We start from the raw sequence: 16,480 nt of genomic DNA on the forward strand, positions 1-16,480 counted from the left end.
ATTTGAAAATAATTTATTTTTATAGCTAAATACTTATAATTTATCTAGTTAATCGAAGAAATAAAAAGCCAAAAGATTCCTGAATTGTGATTTATAAGGTAAAAAAAAACGCAAAGTCATTTGACTTTGCGTTTTACAAGGATAGATTTTTAGAGACCAGAATTTATTTTGCTTGTAATAATTTTTCTAAATATTCAATTTTATCTTTTTCGGATTGCAACAAACGTTCGTAAAGTTTTTTATTTTCTTCAACAGATTCCATTAATTTATCTAATGGATTAAAAGTGCAATGATTTGCATGATTGACTAAACCATTAGCAGTACTGTTATCATTAAAAGTATTAAAATAACTAACCATACTTTCTTCAGAGAAATTTTTAATTGCTTCAACACTAACACCAAGTGCTTTTGCTACTTCTACAAGTCTTTCCTCTTCTATGGTTTCGCTGTTTTCTATTGCAGATACAGTTTGTTGAGATATTCCTAAAGCTTGTGCCAAAGCTTCTTGCTTCATGTCTTTCAGTTCACGAATACGGCTAATTTTTCGTCCTATATGATTTTGTTTTGTTACTGTGCTCATAGCTCAAAGATATTCAAAATTCTTTAAAATTTTTCTTATTTGGTAAAACACATTTCTGTATCTGTAAAATACTTTTTAAAATTTTAAAGTTTCTCTTCTTCTAAACCATCAACAGCAGAAATCTGATCCAGTATATTGGTTTGATTCGGCGAAATATAGTTTTTTACTTCGCTTGGAGTTTCTTTCTTAAAAAGAATATCTAATGCATTGTACAGTTTTAATAAAACATCTCTGTCTTCTTTTTGGATATCTAAAGCAGTATTAAAATTAAAAACATAGTTATTCGAATTTCGTACTTCTACTTTTATCGTTTTTGATGTGATTTTAAATTTGACTATATCCATATTTATAAGGTGTTAACTTTTTTGCTTTTTTGAATATGATACTTATTAGATGCTTTAATAAGTATTAAAGATATTTAATTATTTAGAGTTACAACTTAATTATTTAAAGTTCTTAACTGTAATTTTTTAGACAATGAGTAATTATTCTCAATAAAAAACCCCTAATCAATTGATGATTAGGGGTTTGTTTTTTGTAGCGAGGACGGGAGTTGAACCCGTGACCTCAGGGTTATGAATCCTGCGCTCTAACCAACTGAGCTACCTCGCCAAGATTGCAAGTGAACCGTGTTCCTCATTGCGGGTGCAAAGATAGAAATATTATTAAAGCTTCCAAGAATAAATTGAAGAAAAAAAAATATTTTTAAAAATGCATTGTTTTTGGACATATATTCTTATATTTCCAAAAAAATTAAAAGTAGCACATGGATCCAAAAATACGTTACGAAATCGAGTTTCCCATAAATTCTTCGCCGCAATTATTATATCAATATATATCAACGCCTTCAGGATTGTCAGAATGGTTTGCAGACAATGTAAACTCAAGAGGCGAATTCTTTACTTTTATCTGGAATGACTCGCAGGAAAAAGCGCGTTTAGCTTCTAAAAAAACAGGAGAGAAAGTTAAATTCAAATGGGTAGATGAAAGCAGCAAGGATACAGAATATTTTTTTGAACTTCATATTTTAGTCGATGAGTTGACTAAAGATGTGTCATTAATGGTGGTTGATTTCGCAGAAAAAGAAGAAGTAGGAGAGGCTAAACAATTGTGGGAGAATCAGATCTCTGACCTGAAACATCTTATAGGATCTGTTTAGTAAAATTCTATTTTATACCTTATATTTGCCCTGAACAAAATTCAGGGTTTTTTTATGATCAATTTTAACGGAAACATAGCAGCGCAAGACGATAATGTATTAACTCAAAATCGTGCTTTTTTGTATGGAGATGGAGTTTTTGAAACACTTAAAATAGTTAATAATAAAATCTTGTTTCTTGAGGATCATTATTTTAGGTTAATGGCTTCGATGCGTGTCGTGAGAATGGAAATCCCGATGAACTTTACAATGGAATTCTTCGAAGAGCAGGTTTTAAGCCTGGTAAACCAAAAAGGTATTTCTGGATCAGCAAGAGCCCGAATCACTGTTTTTAGAAACGATGGAGGTTTATATTTGCCAAAAACCAATGAAGTATCTTATTTAATTCATGCAACCTCGCTTGAAAGCACAAATTATGCTATAAATACAAATGAATACGAAGTAGATTTGTATAAAGACTTCTATGTGACCAAACAGTTATTATCATCTATTAAAACAACTAATAAAATGATAAACGTTACCGGAAGCATTTTTGCTCACGAAAATGGTCTTGCTAATTGCATTTTAGTAAATGATACTAAAAATGTTGTAGAAGCATTACAAGGTAATTTATTTATGGTTGTGGGTAAAAAGCTAATTACGCCACCAATTTCTGAGGGTTGCCTTAATGGTATTATGCGCAAGCAAATATTAGCTCTTGCTAAAAAACTAGAAGGCATAGAAGTACTTGAAGAAATAATTTCGCCATTTGATTTACAAAAAGCTGACGAATTATTTCTGACAAATGTAATCACGGGGATACAACCGATAACTAAGTATCGAAAAAAGGAGTTTACAAACGATCTGGCGCATTTATTAGTGCAGAAACTAAATGAATCCATTTCTGAAAATTAATTCAGATATGGATTTTCAGGTGCATTCGACCATATAACATAATCTCCGCCGAGCTCAATAATTTGCTCTTTCCAAAAATGGGTGGTCGATTTACCGATAATTTTGTTTTTATAACTATTATCAGTAATGATCCAGGAGTTTCCCTGCATTTCATTCTCAAGCTGATTTTCGTCCCAACCGGTATAACCTAAGAAAAAGCGAATATTGTTTTTACCAATAGATCCGTCGTTTATTAAGTCTTTAGTCGATTCAAAGTCACCTCCCCAATAAATACCGTTAGAAATCTCAACACTATTTGGTATCAACTCCGGTATATTATGAATAAAATAAAGGTTGTCCTGTTCTACCGGGCCTCCGTTATATATTTTGAAACTGGCTTCAATTTCAGGTATCAAATCATTAATAGTATACTTTAAAGGCTTATTAATGATGAAACCTATTGATCCTTCTTTGTTATGGTCTGCTAATAAAATTACCGATCTATTAAAAGATAAATCTCCAATTATAGAAGGCTCGGCAATAAGCAGGTGTCCTTTTTTTAATTTTTCTGAAATCATACGGCTACAATTTTTATTAAATTTAATCATAAAATTTTTAAAAACCCAAATAAAATCGATAAACCGCACAAAAAAACCCTCCATGAGGAGGGTTTTAATTATATTATAAGTTTAGAGAACTTTCTTACTTAGTTCACTGCACCTTCTAATTCAGCTCCAGCTTTGAATTTAACTACATTTTTAGCAGCGATTTGAATAGTTTTTCCAGTTTGAGGGTTTCTTCCGTCTCTTGCAGCTCTAGCAGATACTGACCAAGATCCAAAACCTACTAATGAAACTCTACCACCTTTTTTCAAAGTAGCTCCTACGTTTCCTAAAAATGACTCTAAAGCTAATTTTGCCGCAGCTTTTGTAATTCCTGCATCAGCAGCGATAGCATCGATTAATTCTGATTTGTTCATAATAATTAGTTATTAATTGTTGGTTAAAAAAAATTGTTAATACACAAATTTAGTAGGAAATCCGTTCCTTGCAAGTGTTTTCTTTAATTTTAGCAAAAATTGTTAATAACTTGCTTTTTTTGTTCATAACGCAAGTCGTTAATCTACACAAACCCCTGTTTTACTGACGTTAATAGACCTTTGCACTATCAGAAAAAGTTATACCGTTTAGCAATTCCGCTACTTGCATTCTCTTTTTTCCGGGTAACTGCAAACTTATTAGTTGAATGAAACCATTTTTGACCGCAATTTTGATTTCTTTTTTGCTGCTAATCAAACTTCCAGCCTCATAAGAATGTGCTTCGTCTATTAATTTTGCCTCATATATTTTGATGCTTAATTCTTCGTTTTTGTCTTTTAGAAAACACCAGGAAGCAGGATATGGACTTAAACCTCTAATTAGATTATTGATTTCGTCTCCGGATTTTGTCCAGTCGATCTTACAATTTTCCTTATTTAATTTATAGGCTGTCTTAATTTCGGCATCATCTTCCTGAATGGTTGTTGTTACATTTCCGTTTTCAATAACTTTTAAAGTATTAATTACGGTTTCGCTTCCTAATGACATTAATCGATCGTGCAATTGTCCCGCGTTTTCTTCCGGTTCAATAGCAATTTCCGAATTTAAGATCATCGCACCGGTATCGATTTTGTCATCAATAAAGAAAGTGGTAACGCCTGTTTTGGTTTCTCCATTAATAATTGCCCAGTTAATAGGCGCAGCACCGCGATAATTGGGTAAAAGAGAAGCGTGAAGATTAAAGGTTCCTAATTTTGGCATTTCCCAAACTAATTTTGGCAACATTCTAAAAGCAACTACTATTTGTAAATTGGCATTTAGTGTTTTTAGTTCAGCAAGAAAACCTTCGTCTTTTAAATTTGTAGGCTGTAATAAAGTAAGATTGTTTGCCAAAGCATATTCTTTTACTGCCGAATATTTTATTTTTTGTCCGCGTCCCGCCGGTTTGTCTGCGGCTGTAATTACGCCAACAACATCATATTTGTTTTTAATAATGGTGTCCAGAATGCCTACGGCGAATTCCGGAGTTCCCATAAATATAATTTTCAATTTTTCCATTATAGTTTTAAAGTGTATTTATTATTTGCCTGAATGGTTATATAATTGTTCTCCAGTAATTCCTGAAGTGCCAAAATTACATCATTCGTATCTAATTTTATTTGAGTCTGAATTTCTCTTGATGTCAAAGCAGCATTTTTTAATACTTGCAGAATTTTATCAGCAATTGAATCCGCTTCGGTTATTTTGCCTTTTTGCGTAATGCAATAAGAGCAAACGCCACAATTTTGGGTTGTTTCTTCGCCAAAATAATCCAAAACCAGTCTGTTCTTGCACGTTTTGTTGTCCTTTATATAGTAGAGCACAGATAAAAGCTGTTCTTTTTTAAGCTGATTCTGTTTTTCCAGATATTTTGCAACTCGGTTTATTGTAAGATCATCTTCGCGAACTTCATTAAATAATATAGTCGCGTCATTATTTTTTGATTTATAATCGATGATTTCTTTTTCTTTTAATTTTTCTAAAACAGCAGAAACCTGTTCTTCGGTACGATTGGATTTTTTTGCAATTAGCGAAATATTAAAAGGTGTTTTCATTTCGTAAATTCCGGGATAGGTTCTTAAAATCGCCAGAATAACTTCTTCGTCATTAGAATTCAGACTCATGTATCTGATAACTTCTTTTGATTCGATTAAAAACTGCATCGTAATTTTTTCTGAAAATTCCTGAGACATCGTAATAATTCCCTGCTGATTCAAAAATTGTAACGCATTATATGTTTTGAGGGTAGGGAAGTCATACTTCTGGCAAAAATGATTTAGTTTAAACGAAAATGAATCATCTAAACCTTCGCCATAAGCAATCTGAAAATAATTGCAAAGCTTCACATACATGGTATTCAGAAACTTTTTATCCGGTAAAATGCTTAAAAATTGTTGCTCAGACTGCATACTGTCTGATGAATTGGTCAATACAACAGAGAAAGCTTTCTCGCCGTTTCGTCCCGCTCTTCCGGATTCCTGATAATAATTTTCTATGTTTTCCGGAAGCTGGGTATGAATAACTGTTTTTACATTGTCTTTGTCAATTCCCATTCCAAACGCGTTTGTGGCTACAATAACCTGCGCTTGTTCAGACATCCATAATTGCATGTTTTTGTCTTTTTCTTTAGCCGAAAGGCCACCGTGATAATAGGTAGCTTTGAATCCTAGAGATTGCAATTGCGTCGACATGTTCAGGCACGATTTTCTATTTCGTACATATATAATAGAAGGCTGCGGGTTTTTCTTTAAAATTTGTTCTGTTCGGTACAATTTGTCTTCGACTTCAAAAACCATGTACGCAATATTTTTTCTTTCAAAAGATTGCTGGAAAAGTACCGGATCTTTCAAGCCTAATTCTGTTTTGATATCTTCAATAACTCGTGGAGTTGCCGTAGCAGTCAAAGCTAAAAACGGAATTTTAACGAAGTATTTTTTAAGTTCTGAAATCTTTAAATACGCCGGACGAAAATCATGTCCCCATTGCGAAACACAATGCGCTTCGTCAATTGCAATTAAATTTATAGGAAGATTTTTAATGCGTTCCAAAATCCAGTCAGACTGAAGTCGCTCCGGAGAAAGATATAAAAACTTATAATTACCAAACTGGCAATTGTCCAGAAGATCGATAATTTCTTCAGTATGGATTCCGCCAGTCAAAGCAATGGCTTTAATATCGCGTTTTTGCAAATTTGCCACCTGATCTTTCATCAAAGCGACCAAAGGTGAAACAACCAGGCAAATACCTTCCTGCATCATTGCCGGAACCTGAAAACAAATCGATTTTCCGCCACCTGTTGGAAGCAATGCAAAAGTATCCTTACCGTCTAAAACCGAGTCAATAATCTCCATTTGCAACGGTCTGAAACTTTCGTGTTTCCAGTATTTTAAAAGAATTTCCTGAGCTTCTGGCATTGGTCTCGTTTTAAAGTTAAAAAATTTAGAAATCAGTTTCTAGTTTTACAACTTTAAAACAGGTCTAAATTTTATCTAAGATATAAAGAATTCTGTTCTCAACGGTATCTTTAGGCACTTCAATTAAGTCGTAACCGTATTTTTGATACGTTTGAACAAGGTGTTTCTGGATTGTTAATGCCTGTTCAAAATTTTCGTAACGCTCTGTATCGCATTCGTAAATTTCTTCCCAAGGCGGTAAAATAAAAGTTTTGGTATATTTAAAATCCTCACAAGCTTTTGTGAAATGTGCAGGATAATCATCGCCAATATAATCCATATATGCTACAACATCCGGGATTCCGCGATCTATAAAAACTACATTATCCGGTTCTTCAAGAGCATCTTCAAATTGTTTAATGCGTCCTTCCAGCAGCATTTCGCTAAACAATAATGGTTGTTCGAGAAACAATTGATCGATACCTCGTTGTTGTGCTTCGAGAGTAACTTGTCTTGAAATTTCAGGGTAACAACAGTAGCCACGAGCTACTAATTCGTTGATAAGAGTAGATTTTCCCGTTCCCGGGCCACCAATGAGAACTATGATTTGTTTTTGCACTTTCTTAAAATAAAGCGCAAATTTACCTAAACTTATTCGTATTTAAAAAGATTATTTTACGTTGAGCGAATGATTTCGCAATTTTAGGTAATATCGTTTGTTGTTTCGGTTAAAACTTTGGCGCTATATTGCTTCAACTGGACTAAAGTCCAGCCCTACAATATTTGCCAAGCCTATGGCATTTTTTCGTTTGAGTTCCAGAGGAACAATTCATTTTGTAGAGCTGGACTAAAGTCCAGCCCTACAATATTTACCGCGCCTATGGCTCTTCTTCATTTGAGTTCCAGAGTAACAATTCATTTTGTAGAGCTGGACTTTAGTCCAGTTTAGGCAGTATTTAAGTTTTTTAATTCCATCTAACAAGATATTTTAAAATATTATAACTGCTAAGGTTTTTTCTCTTTAAATATAATCTTTAAATCAGAGTATAAATAAGTTCCAATAATTCCAAGTATTAGAATTGCTATTAGAAAGCCTCCTTCTGGGATAATTAAAAAAATAGTCAGTAATATTAATGCAAAACAAAATGGGTAAGTAAATAATCTTGTTAGTGTTTTAGATTTAGACCATTCTCTTTCTTGTTTGTCTTCAGTTTTGATGCCAAGTGTTTTGTAAAACTCATTTAATTGCTCTTTTTTTTCATATCTAAATATTTTATTGCTGACCAAATAACAAACAAAAGTTAAAAAGAGAAAAGCACTTATGCAGGCTAAGGAACGCTTGAACTCAAAATCAGTAAAAGCTTTTAAGAGTAAAGGAAAGAAGTAGAATAAGGGAAATAATAATTGTGAAAATTTGGCAATTGGATTTAATTTTTCACTTGTTTTTATAAGTTTGTTTTCTGAATTAAATTCAAAAGTAAAAATAGGATAGTATATGCCTGTCATATTTGTTCTTTGCCAGACTTTAATTGTATTTTCTTTAATTTCTCCAAATGATTTATACTGCTTTGTAGTTGAGTAAAGAAAATGATTCTTGATAGTGTCCTCTTTTTTGACTTCTATCAACTTTTGAATATCTGACTTAGTTATTTCCATTTTTCTAATATAGAGATTACTCACAAAATAAATATTTCCCAGAACCCGCACTTTTCTTTTCCGAAGGAATAATAATATGCTATTCAAACTTTTTTCCTTTCAAAACATCATTTACAAAATCTAATACATATTGTTGTCCCTGATGAAAAAGATAACCTGAGAATTCATGTCCGCCACTGGACTAAAGTCCAGCTCTACAAAATGAATCGTTCCTCTGGAACTCAAACGACAAAATGCCATAGGCATGGCAAATATTGTAGAGCTGGACTTTAGTCCAGTTTAAGCAATATTTAAGTTTTTAATTCCATCGAACGAGATATTTAAAACGATAATGTGTTAGGGTAATATGGTTTTTATTTAGGATAATTATAGAGCATATAACATGTAAATAAAACCATTGAAATGAAGGAAACCAGAGATCCGTATAAAATTCCCCAACCTGCATGACTTAGATTGGTATTTCTGTTTTTGAAGAAAAATTTAATTGCCAATCCAATTATTATTCCCGAAAAGCAAATAATACAAGCGGGACTAAAATTATCAAAAAGTTTTAGGTTTACGATAATTAAATAGTGAATTATAAGAGTGATTATAAAAGATATACTTTTCATTTTTACTTAGGATTTTCTTTACTCACAAAACAAATATTTCCCAGAACCTGCACCTTTCTTTTCCGAAGGAATAATAATATGCGATTCAAACTTTTTTCCTTTCAAAACATCATTTACAAAATCTAATACATATTGTTGTCCCTGATGAAAAAGGTAACCTGAGAATTCATGACCACCGCCACAAAAAGTGATCAGTTCAATATCTTTATGAAAATCATTCATATGATTGTAAACGGCATAAGATCCAAAAAGAATCAACCAACCCGATGCATTTGTTGGGCAAGAACGATGTGAACCTGCATTGTATGGAACTGTATCATCGTTATTTCCGTGTGACAATAACATTGGGATTGCTTTTTCTTTTGTAATTAAATTAATATCCTGAATTGCGCCTGATCCTCCAATAAAACCAGCATATTTAAAAGTTGAAGGCAGATTGTTTTTGTATAAATTCATGAGTTTATAATCCCAAAAGGAGGCGTGAAAACCAATTTCTGCACCTGCGCTAATTCCGGAAATGAATATTTTTGAAGTATCAAGATTATATTTATTTGCGTTTTCGATCAAAAACGAAGTCGCTTGCCACATATCGCTAACACCAATTTGAATTGCTTTTATCTTTTCGGGTAAAGTTCCTTTGCAGCCAAAATCTTTTCCTTTCATATATAAACTGTACGAAATACTCGCAACGGCATATCCATTTTTTGCCATGAAAATCCCAAAGTCTTTTTCGCTGGTACGTTCTCCGCCAGAAAATCCTCCACCAAAAGCAAAAATAATCAACGGAATTTTCTCGCTCGTTTTTTTTTGAGGTAAATATAAATCCAGGTCCAGTTTGATTGTATCATTCTGAAAATAAGTCATCGTCTTGATTTCCTGTGCCTGAATATTGTGAAAAGTGAGAATAGTAAAAAGTAAGAGGATAATTTTTTTCATTGTGGTGTAATTTAATCTCGCAATCCCAATAGCTATTGGGAGCAAAGACGCAAAGTTTTTCAAATATAAAAGTTTGCTATGGATTTCTCTAATTTACACTAATTTTTAATTTCTTTACTTGAACTAAATGGTATGAAAAATAAAAATTTGATTGGTAATTTTTAATTAGTGAAAATTAGTGGAATCCTTGGTGAAAAAATAATCATTATTTCCTTCTAAAAAATCTAAAATCTAAACTCTAAAATCTAAACTCAAAACCGTATATTTGCCTTCTATTTTAATGTGCAAATGGAGAACGATAAAGAAAAAAACACCGCCGAATTTTACGAAAGATTAAAGGTAGAGCTGGATAACTCAAATACTTGGCCTGCAGAATATTTGTATAAATTTATAGTGCCTACGGTCGACGATAATGTCGAGCGAGTTGAAAAAGCTTTTGACAGTATGGGCGCGGTTATTAAAACAACAAAATCTAAAACAGGAAAATTTACCAGTGTTTCTGTAGATGTTACAATGCATAGTGCTGACCAGGTTATTAGCAAATACAAAGAAGTTTCTACTATAGAAGGTATAGTTTCATTATAAATTATGGTCGAAAAATATAAAAAAGAAGTCGCGAATGACGTTGTTTTTAACTTAGAATATAATTCTGAAAGACAGCGCTTACTTATTCCGGAATATGGTCGTCATTTGCAAAAACTGATCGATCAGGCAACTCATATTGAAGATGATGAAACGCGCAATAAAGCTGCGAAATACATTATTCAGGTTATGGGAAGTCTGAATCCGCATTTGCGTGATGTACCGGATTTTCAACATAAATTATGGGATCAGCTTTTTATAATGTCTGATTTTAAATTGAATGTAGAATCACCATATCCAATTCCGTCAAGAGATGTATTGCAACTAAAACCAGATGTTTTACAGTATCCACAAAACTTTCCAAAATACAGATTTTATGGTAACAATATCAAATATATGATTGATGTTGCCAATAAATGGGAAGAAGGCGAAATGAAAAATGCATTGGTATTGGTAATTGCCAACCATATGAAAAAATCATATTTAAGCTGGAACAAAGACACGGTAAAAGATGATGTTATTTTCGAGCATTTATTTGAATTGTCAGGAGGAAAAATCAATTTATTGCAAAGCACAGAAGAGCTTTTAAATACAACTGATTTATTGCGTACCAACAAACGTATGTCAAACAAAATCACGCCTCCGGGACAGCCAAAAATTCAAAGCAACAAAAACAATAAAGGCCCGGGAAAACCAAAACCATTTCAAAAAAACAATAATCAGAAGTAAATAAAAAAGAGGCTAAGATGATAAGGAACTAAGACGCTATGATATTTAGCTTAGAACCTCAGAATCTCAGAACCTCAGAACCTAAAAGAGATCTATGGGAATTTTTAAAATCGAAGGAGGAATTCCTTTAAAAGGAGAAATCACTCCGCAAGGAGCAAAAAATGAGGCATTACAAATTTTATGTGCCGTGCTTCTAACGGGGGATAAAGTAAAAATTAATAATATTCCCGATATTATTGACATCAATAAATTAATCACATTGTTGGGTAATTTAGGCGTTAAAATTCAACGAAATGAACCGGGTTCGATTACGTTTCAGGCTGATGAAGTTAATGTTGGATATTTAGAAACCGAAGCTTTCAAAAAAGAAGGCGGGGCACTTCGTGGTTCTATTATGATTGTTGGACCATTATTGGCTCGTTTCGGAAAAGGGTATATTCCTAAACCGGGAGGAGATAAAATTGGACGTCGTAGATTAGATACTCACTTTGAAGGTTTTATTAACCTTGGAGCAAAATTCAGATACAATAGAGAAGATCACTTTTACGGAGTAGAATCTCCTGCAGAAGGATTACAAGGAACAGATATGTTGCTTGATGAAGCATCTGTAACCGGAACTGCAAATATTGTTATGGCAGCTGTTTTGGCAAAAGGAAAAACTACGGTTTACAACGCAGCTTGCGAACCTTACCTGCAACAATTGTGTAAAATGTTGAACTCAATGGGAGCAAACATTACAGGAGTTGGGTCTAATTTATTAACAATCGAAGGTGTTGAAAGCCTTGGTGGTTGTGAGCATACCATTCTTCCGGATATGATCGAAATTGGTTCTTGGATTGGTCTTGCGGCTATGACAAAAAGCGAAATCATGATCAAAAATGTAAGTTGGGAAAACTTAGGTTTAATCCCAAATACTTTTAGAAAATTAGGAATTACAATCGAAAAACGTGGTGATGATATTTATATTCCTGCTCACACAGATGGATATGAAGTAAAAACCGATATTGATGGTTCTATTTTAACAATCGCAGATGCGCCTTGGCCAGGATTTACGCCTGACTTATTAAGTATTGTTTTGGTTGTGGCAACACAAGCAAAAGGCGATGTTTTGATTCACCAGAAAATGTTCGAAAGCCGTTTGTTTTTCGTGGATAAATTAATCGATATGGGAGCAAAAATTATGTTATGTGATCCGCACAGAGCAGTGGTTATGGGACATAATTTCGAATCTCAATTAAAAGCAACAACAATGTCATCTCCTGATATTCGTGCGGGAATCTCATTATTGATTGCTGCACTTTCAGCAAAAGGAACAAGTACAATTCAAAATATTGAGCAAATTGACCGTGGATACGAACGTATCGACGAGCGTTTGAGAGCAATTGGAGCTAAAATCGTAAGAGCTTAAAAACTTAGCCACGAATTACACCAATTTACACGAAAAGAAATGTTTTTAAGTAGACTATTTTTAGCGTAATTAAGGTTTGTGTGATTCTAGTTTTTTTAAAGATTATCTAATTTGTGATAATTCGTGCAATTCGTGGCAAAAAAATATAATATAAATGTCGTGCTAAAAATTCGCAAATGACAGATGAACAAAAAGCTGTAAAAGCTACTATATTCAGTATAGTTGGGAACACCTGCTTAGCCTTGATAAAAGGTTTGGCAGGTTTTTTTGGCAATTCTTACGCCTTAATTGCAGATGCGATAGAATCAACAGCAGATATATTTTCTTCGTGTTTGGTTTTATTCGGTATTAAATATTCGAATAAGCCCGCAGATGAAAATCATCCTTACGGCCACGGTCGTGCAGAACCATTAATTACCTTTTTGGTTGTTGGATTTTTAATCACTTCGGCAACAATTATTGGTTACGAAAGTATTGCTAATATTCAGGCTCCGCATGGATTGCCAAAATCATGGACTTTGTATATCCTGGGTGCCATTATTATCTGGAAAGAATATTCGTTTCGTTTGGTAATGAAACGCAGTAAAGAGACCAATAGCTCCTCTCTGGCGGCAGATGCCTGGCATCATCGCAGTGACGCTATTACATCGATAGCAGCATTTATTGGAATTTCGATTGCGTTAATAATGGGAAAAGGCTATGAGTCAGCAGATGATTGGGCGGCACTTTTTGCTGCTTTTTTTATCTTATACAATAGCTATAAAATTTTCAGACCTGCGCTTGGCGAAATTATGGATGAAAATTTAAATGATGATCTTGTCGAAGAAATTCGTGTTGAATCCCTAAAGGTTCCGGGTATTCTGGGAACCGAAAAATGTTTCATTCGTAAAGCCGGAATGAAATATCATGTTGATCTTCATGCTATAGTTTCAGCGCAAATTTCTGTAAAAGTAGGTCATGATTTGTCACACAGACTGCAAGATACTTTAAAAGAAAAAATACCCCAATTAGGGAATGTATTGATTCATATTGAACCAGATGATTATCATTGATTTTTGAGGTTCAAAGAGGCAAAGGTGCTGAGGTACTAAGGTACTAAGGTTTTCTTTAGCAACGATAAAAAATAAAATCCGTTTATTCTATTAGAGTAAGCGGATTATTTATTTGGGCGTTCCCTACGGTCGGGCTATCCGCTAAATTCCCAATTAACAAAATCTACGGCTAAAAAGCCTTGATTTTCTAAATCGGGAGATACCGCTTCTATCCCTAACGCAAACTCAGGGAAAGAGAAGTTTTAAGGATTTTAATTTTTTAGTTGGCGTTTAGTTTGTCACTTCGACGAAGGAGAAGTCACATATAATGATCGTCAACAGGACATTTTTTCTATTGTGATCTCTGCTTCGTAGAGATGACAAGATTGCAAAAAAATAAGACTTAGCAACTTAGAACCTTAGTGACTTAGCATCTTTCTAATTCAATACATTCAAAATTTTCATCCCCAATACAACACCATTTTGCTGAATTCCGCCTTGATACGAATGAACATAATCTAATCTGAACAATTTAAATTTACCAAATCCCAGATTGTCCAGACCAACAGTAAACTCCGTATATGGTTTCCTATCCGGAATCGCCAGAGAATGGAAGCCAATATTCATAGTCGATTTTAAGAGGTTCAATAACGGAATTTTATTAGTAATAAATCCAGTATCGTTATGTTCTAAATGCATTTCAAAATAACTATTGTTTGTGCTATTTTCATAATAAGGCATTAAATTAAAGACATTCAAATAACGATCACTTGTTCCAATATGTGTTTGGTTTCCGTTAAAATGTCTGTAATCAATAAATGAAATATTCTCCGCATTAAAGAACTTTCCTGCTCTTAAGTTCATTCCCAGGATTCCTTTATTACCTAAGGACAAATCATAAAGTACAGAAGCTCCAATGCGTTCAAACTCGTATTTTTTCTCGCTGGCTGCAAATGCTTTTTCAAAAGCTAAAAATACAGTTGGATATTTATCATCTTTAAAATTATATCTTCCGTCTGGTCTTGAAATGTATTTATTGCCAAAGTTAATTTGGGTACTTAAAGCAACTTTAAACAAATGATGAGGATCAAATGCCAGGGTCGTAAAATCATTTGGTGCTACCGGATTATTAGATGAATATGCATCATCTCTTTTAAAGAAAGAATAGTCAGTTGTATTAATAAGAGGTTTTCTTTGTTCGTAAGCTGCTTTTCCAATCAATTTTACACCATTCAAAATGTCTTGTGAATAGTTTATCTGAGCGAACTCAAGATTATATAATTTCATATAATTATCTTTAAAAAACAAAGAACTTATAGAATTGACAAGTTTGCTTATAGGTTCGAAACTATTAAACTGCGCCACTTTTGTTCCTCCTAAAACTCCAATTGTAGCGTAATTTATGTTGTTGAATTTATGACTGAATTCACCAACAACCCGAAAACCTTCATCTGAAAAACCATAATTAAAAGTTGTGCTTACAGAAGTGCTTTTGCCTTTTTCTTCATTCCATTTTTTAAAAGAGAAACCAGAATCTAAATTAAATCCCTGAACAGTATTGAAACTTAAAGAAGAGATATTCAATAAACCTTTATAATCAAAAGAATATTTTTTGAAAGTATTCTTATAATCATAACCCATCAGGATATCCGTAATTTTGAACTTATTATTTTTCGCATCTATCGAATCCGCATATTTTTGAGATTTTCTAATAGATTGCAAACTATCTTTTTTGGTATAATCCGTACTTTCTTCAATGGTTAAAGGAATTGGACGAATTTGATTCCAGAAAGCATCATCTTTTTTATTTGCATTAACTTCAAAAGCAACAATTTCATTTCCAAAAGTTTTCTTCTCAAAAGAAACAGGGAATTCATAATTTGAATAGACATAATTAAATTTTCCGGAGAATTTCACGCCAAATATACCAGCAGTAAAATCAAGTGTTTGGGCATTTTTTGTCCATATTTTATTTTGTGTATTATAGCTAAAACTTTGTTTCAGGGTCATTACTTCGGTAAACTCATTTTTCATTCGATACCCTTTTATGTCTAAATCCAGCGCATAAATTGCAAAAGTGTCGTCGACTATATAAATGTAACCTTCAAAAACGGGTTCTTTATCTCGTTTTGGAAGTACTTTGATTTTATAAACCTGTTGATTGTTAGCGTCATAAAAACTACCTTCAAGTTTGTATTTATAATAATTGAAAGCATTATCTGCGATAGGCGAAATGAGTTTAACGTCAAAGTCCAGTGTATTATCATAAAAATCATAAGTCGACAACGAAGCTGTATTGTAACTGTAGCCTTTGTTGTTTCCGGAGATTTTCGAAGCAATAATCTTCTCTTTTAATTTATTGGGCTTTTCAAAAGTAATTTTCGAGATAGTTTCAGACAAATATAAAATTCCTGTTCCGGTAGAATCCAGGTTAGAAGCCATATCATCGCCAAGATCTACTTTTTTGCCAAGGATTTTTTTTGGTAAATCCTTAACTTTAAACATTCCCTTCGAATAAAAATCTGCTGTATATCGGGCGGTTTTGTCTGAGTTGTCTTTTTTCTCTGCAATTGCATTTTTAATAATAGCATCGGCAGGATTGTTTTTAGGATCAATAACAACTTCATTTAATGCAAAGCTTTCCTCCAACATTTTTACATCCAGAGTAATTGTTTTTGAATCAGCTGAAACCGCTATTTTTTGAGTTTTGAATCCTAAATACTGAAAAGTAATTTTGTTTTTACGAACTTCTTTTACGTTAAGTTGGTATTTTCCCTGTTCGTTAGAAGTTGTTCCGCTATACGTATTTTCTTCAAAAACGGAAACAAAAGGCAGCGGATTTCCTTTTTCATCTGTTATAGTTCCCTTTATTTGGGCAAAATTTGAAATCGAAAAAAACAAAAAGGCGAGTAAAATATAGTTTTTCATGAAAAAGGTTTCTCTAA

At 33.1% G+C, this 16,480-nt stretch carries 17 protein-coding genes and 1 tRNA gene; 6 read left to right on the forward strand and 12 right to left on the reverse strand.

Annotation, left to right across the window (positions count from 1 at the left end; translation table 11 throughout):
- Window positions 1–163: 163 nt before the first annotated feature.
- From ASF10_RS05485 to ASF10_RS05495, 3 genes are all read right to left on the reverse strand, one after another.
- Entirely contained in the window at window positions 164–580 is a 417-nt protein-coding gene (locus tag ASF10_RS05485) for a helix-turn-helix domain-containing protein (protein ID WP_056246468.1), read from the reverse strand.
- 83 nt (window positions 581–663) lie between these two features.
- A complete protein-coding gene (locus ASF10_RS05490) occupies window positions 664–924 on the reverse strand; it encodes a hypothetical protein (RefSeq protein WP_055091915.1) in 261 nt (86 codons plus the stop codon).
- 194 nt (window positions 925–1,118) lie between these two features.
- A tRNA-Met gene (locus ASF10_RS05495) sits at window positions 1,119–1,192 on the reverse strand.
- A gap of 154 nt (window positions 1,193–1,346) precedes the next feature.
- On the opposite strand from ASF10_RS05495, the gene ASF10_RS05500 reads away from it, so the two are divergent.
- Window positions 1,347–1,739, forward strand: a complete 393-nt coding sequence (locus ASF10_RS05500; RefSeq protein WP_026984135.1) for an START-like domain-containing protein — start codon at window positions 1,347–1,349, stop codon at window positions 1,737–1,739.
- 54 nt (window positions 1,740–1,793) lie between these two features.
- Window positions 1,794–2,633, forward strand: coding sequence for an aminotransferase class IV (locus ASF10_RS05505; protein ID WP_056246471.1), 840 nt, complete (start codon window positions 1,794–1,796; stop codon window positions 2,631–2,633).
- Here the strand turns inward: ASF10_RS05505 and ASF10_RS05510 are convergent.
- The 8 genes from ASF10_RS05510 to ASF10_RS05540 all read right to left on the reverse strand — a co-directional run bounded on the left by ASF10_RS05510 (window position 2,630) and on the right by ASF10_RS05540 (window position 9,785).
- Complete coding sequence (locus tag ASF10_RS05510; protein WP_055091943.1) at window positions 2,630–3,190, reverse strand: YqgE/AlgH family protein; 561 nt, start codon at window positions 3,188–3,190, stop codon at window positions 2,630–2,632. The two genes, ASF10_RS05505 and ASF10_RS05510, sit on opposite strands and share 4 nt — an antisense overlap.
- A 128-nt stretch (window positions 3,191–3,318) precedes the next feature.
- Window positions 3,319–3,591, reverse strand: coding sequence for an HU family DNA-binding protein (locus tag ASF10_RS05515; RefSeq protein ID WP_017498096.1), 273 nt, complete (start codon window positions 3,589–3,591; stop codon window positions 3,319–3,321).
- Window positions 3,592–3,760: 169 nt separating this feature from the next.
- On the reverse strand, window positions 3,761–4,708 hold the full coding sequence (gene fmt, locus ASF10_RS05520) for a methionyl-tRNA formyltransferase (protein ID WP_056246475.1): 948 nt from the start codon (window positions 4,706–4,708) through the stop codon (window positions 3,761–3,763).
- Window positions 4,708–6,603 (reverse strand): ATP-dependent DNA helicase RecQ, encoded by a 1,896-nt coding sequence (locus tag ASF10_RS05525; protein ID WP_056246478.1) that lies wholly within the window; start codon window positions 6,601–6,603, stop codon window positions 4,708–4,710. The genes fmt and ASF10_RS05525 overlap by 1 nt, the downstream gene beginning before the upstream one ends.
- Before the next feature lie 64 nt (window positions 6,604–6,667).
- Complete coding sequence (locus ASF10_RS05530) at window positions 6,668–7,201, reverse strand: AAA family ATPase (RefSeq protein WP_056246480.1); 534 nt, start codon at window positions 7,199–7,201, stop codon at window positions 6,668–6,670.
- 386 nt (window positions 7,202–7,587) lie between these two features.
- Complete coding sequence (locus tag ASF10_RS05535; protein ID WP_056246483.1) at window positions 7,588–8,238, reverse strand: hypothetical protein; 651 nt, start codon at window positions 8,236–8,238, stop codon at window positions 7,588–7,590.
- A 353-nt stretch (window positions 8,239–8,591) separates the two neighbouring features.
- Window positions 8,592–8,849 (reverse strand): hypothetical protein, encoded by a 258-nt coding sequence (locus tag ASF10_RS24150; protein ID WP_131726510.1) that lies wholly within the window; start codon window positions 8,847–8,849, stop codon window positions 8,592–8,594.
- Between the two features lie 18 nt (window positions 8,850–8,867).
- A complete protein-coding gene (locus tag ASF10_RS05540) occupies window positions 8,868–9,785 on the reverse strand; it encodes a carboxylesterase family protein (protein WP_056246485.1) in 918 nt (305 codons plus the stop codon).
- Window positions 9,786–10,073: 288 nt separating this feature from the next.
- Between ASF10_RS05540 and ASF10_RS05545 the strand changes: the two genes are divergently transcribed.
- The 4 genes from ASF10_RS05545 (at window position 10,074) to ASF10_RS05560 (ending at window position 13,556) form a co-directional block, all read left to right on the forward strand.
- The gene (locus ASF10_RS05545) at window positions 10,074–10,370 is read left to right on the forward strand and encodes a DUF493 family protein (RefSeq protein ID WP_055091902.1); all 297 of its coding nucleotides are present in this window, start codon (window positions 10,074–10,076) and stop codon (window positions 10,368–10,370) included.
- A 3-nt stretch (window positions 10,371–10,373) separates the two neighbouring features.
- Window positions 10,374–11,096, forward strand: a complete 723-nt coding sequence (locus ASF10_RS05550; RefSeq protein ID WP_056246488.1) for a DUF4290 domain-containing protein — start codon at window positions 10,374–10,376, stop codon at window positions 11,094–11,096.
- Between the two features lie 94 nt (window positions 11,097–11,190).
- Window positions 11,191–12,504 (forward strand): UDP-N-acetylglucosamine 1-carboxyvinyltransferase, encoded by a 1,314-nt coding sequence (murA, locus tag ASF10_RS05555; protein WP_056246489.1) that lies wholly within the window; start codon window positions 11,191–11,193, stop codon window positions 12,502–12,504.
- Between the two features lie 176 nt (window positions 12,505–12,680).
- Entirely contained in the window at window positions 12,681–13,556 is an 876-nt protein-coding gene (locus ASF10_RS05560) for a cation diffusion facilitator family transporter (RefSeq protein WP_056246492.1), read from the forward strand.
- Between the two features lie 417 nt (window positions 13,557–13,973).
- Here the strand turns inward: ASF10_RS05560 and ASF10_RS05565 are convergent, their stop codons facing one another.
- Window positions 13,974–16,463, reverse strand: a complete 2,490-nt coding sequence (locus ASF10_RS05565) for a DUF5686 and carboxypeptidase regulatory-like domain-containing protein (RefSeq protein WP_056246495.1) — start codon at window positions 16,461–16,463, stop codon at window positions 13,974–13,976.
- Window positions 16,464–16,480 lie beyond the last annotated feature (17 nt).

Origin of the sequence: Flavobacterium sp. Leaf82, from assembly GCF_001422725.1 — a bacterium.
Taxonomy (GTDB): Bacteria; Bacteroidota; Bacteroidia; order Flavobacteriales; family Flavobacteriaceae; genus Flavobacterium.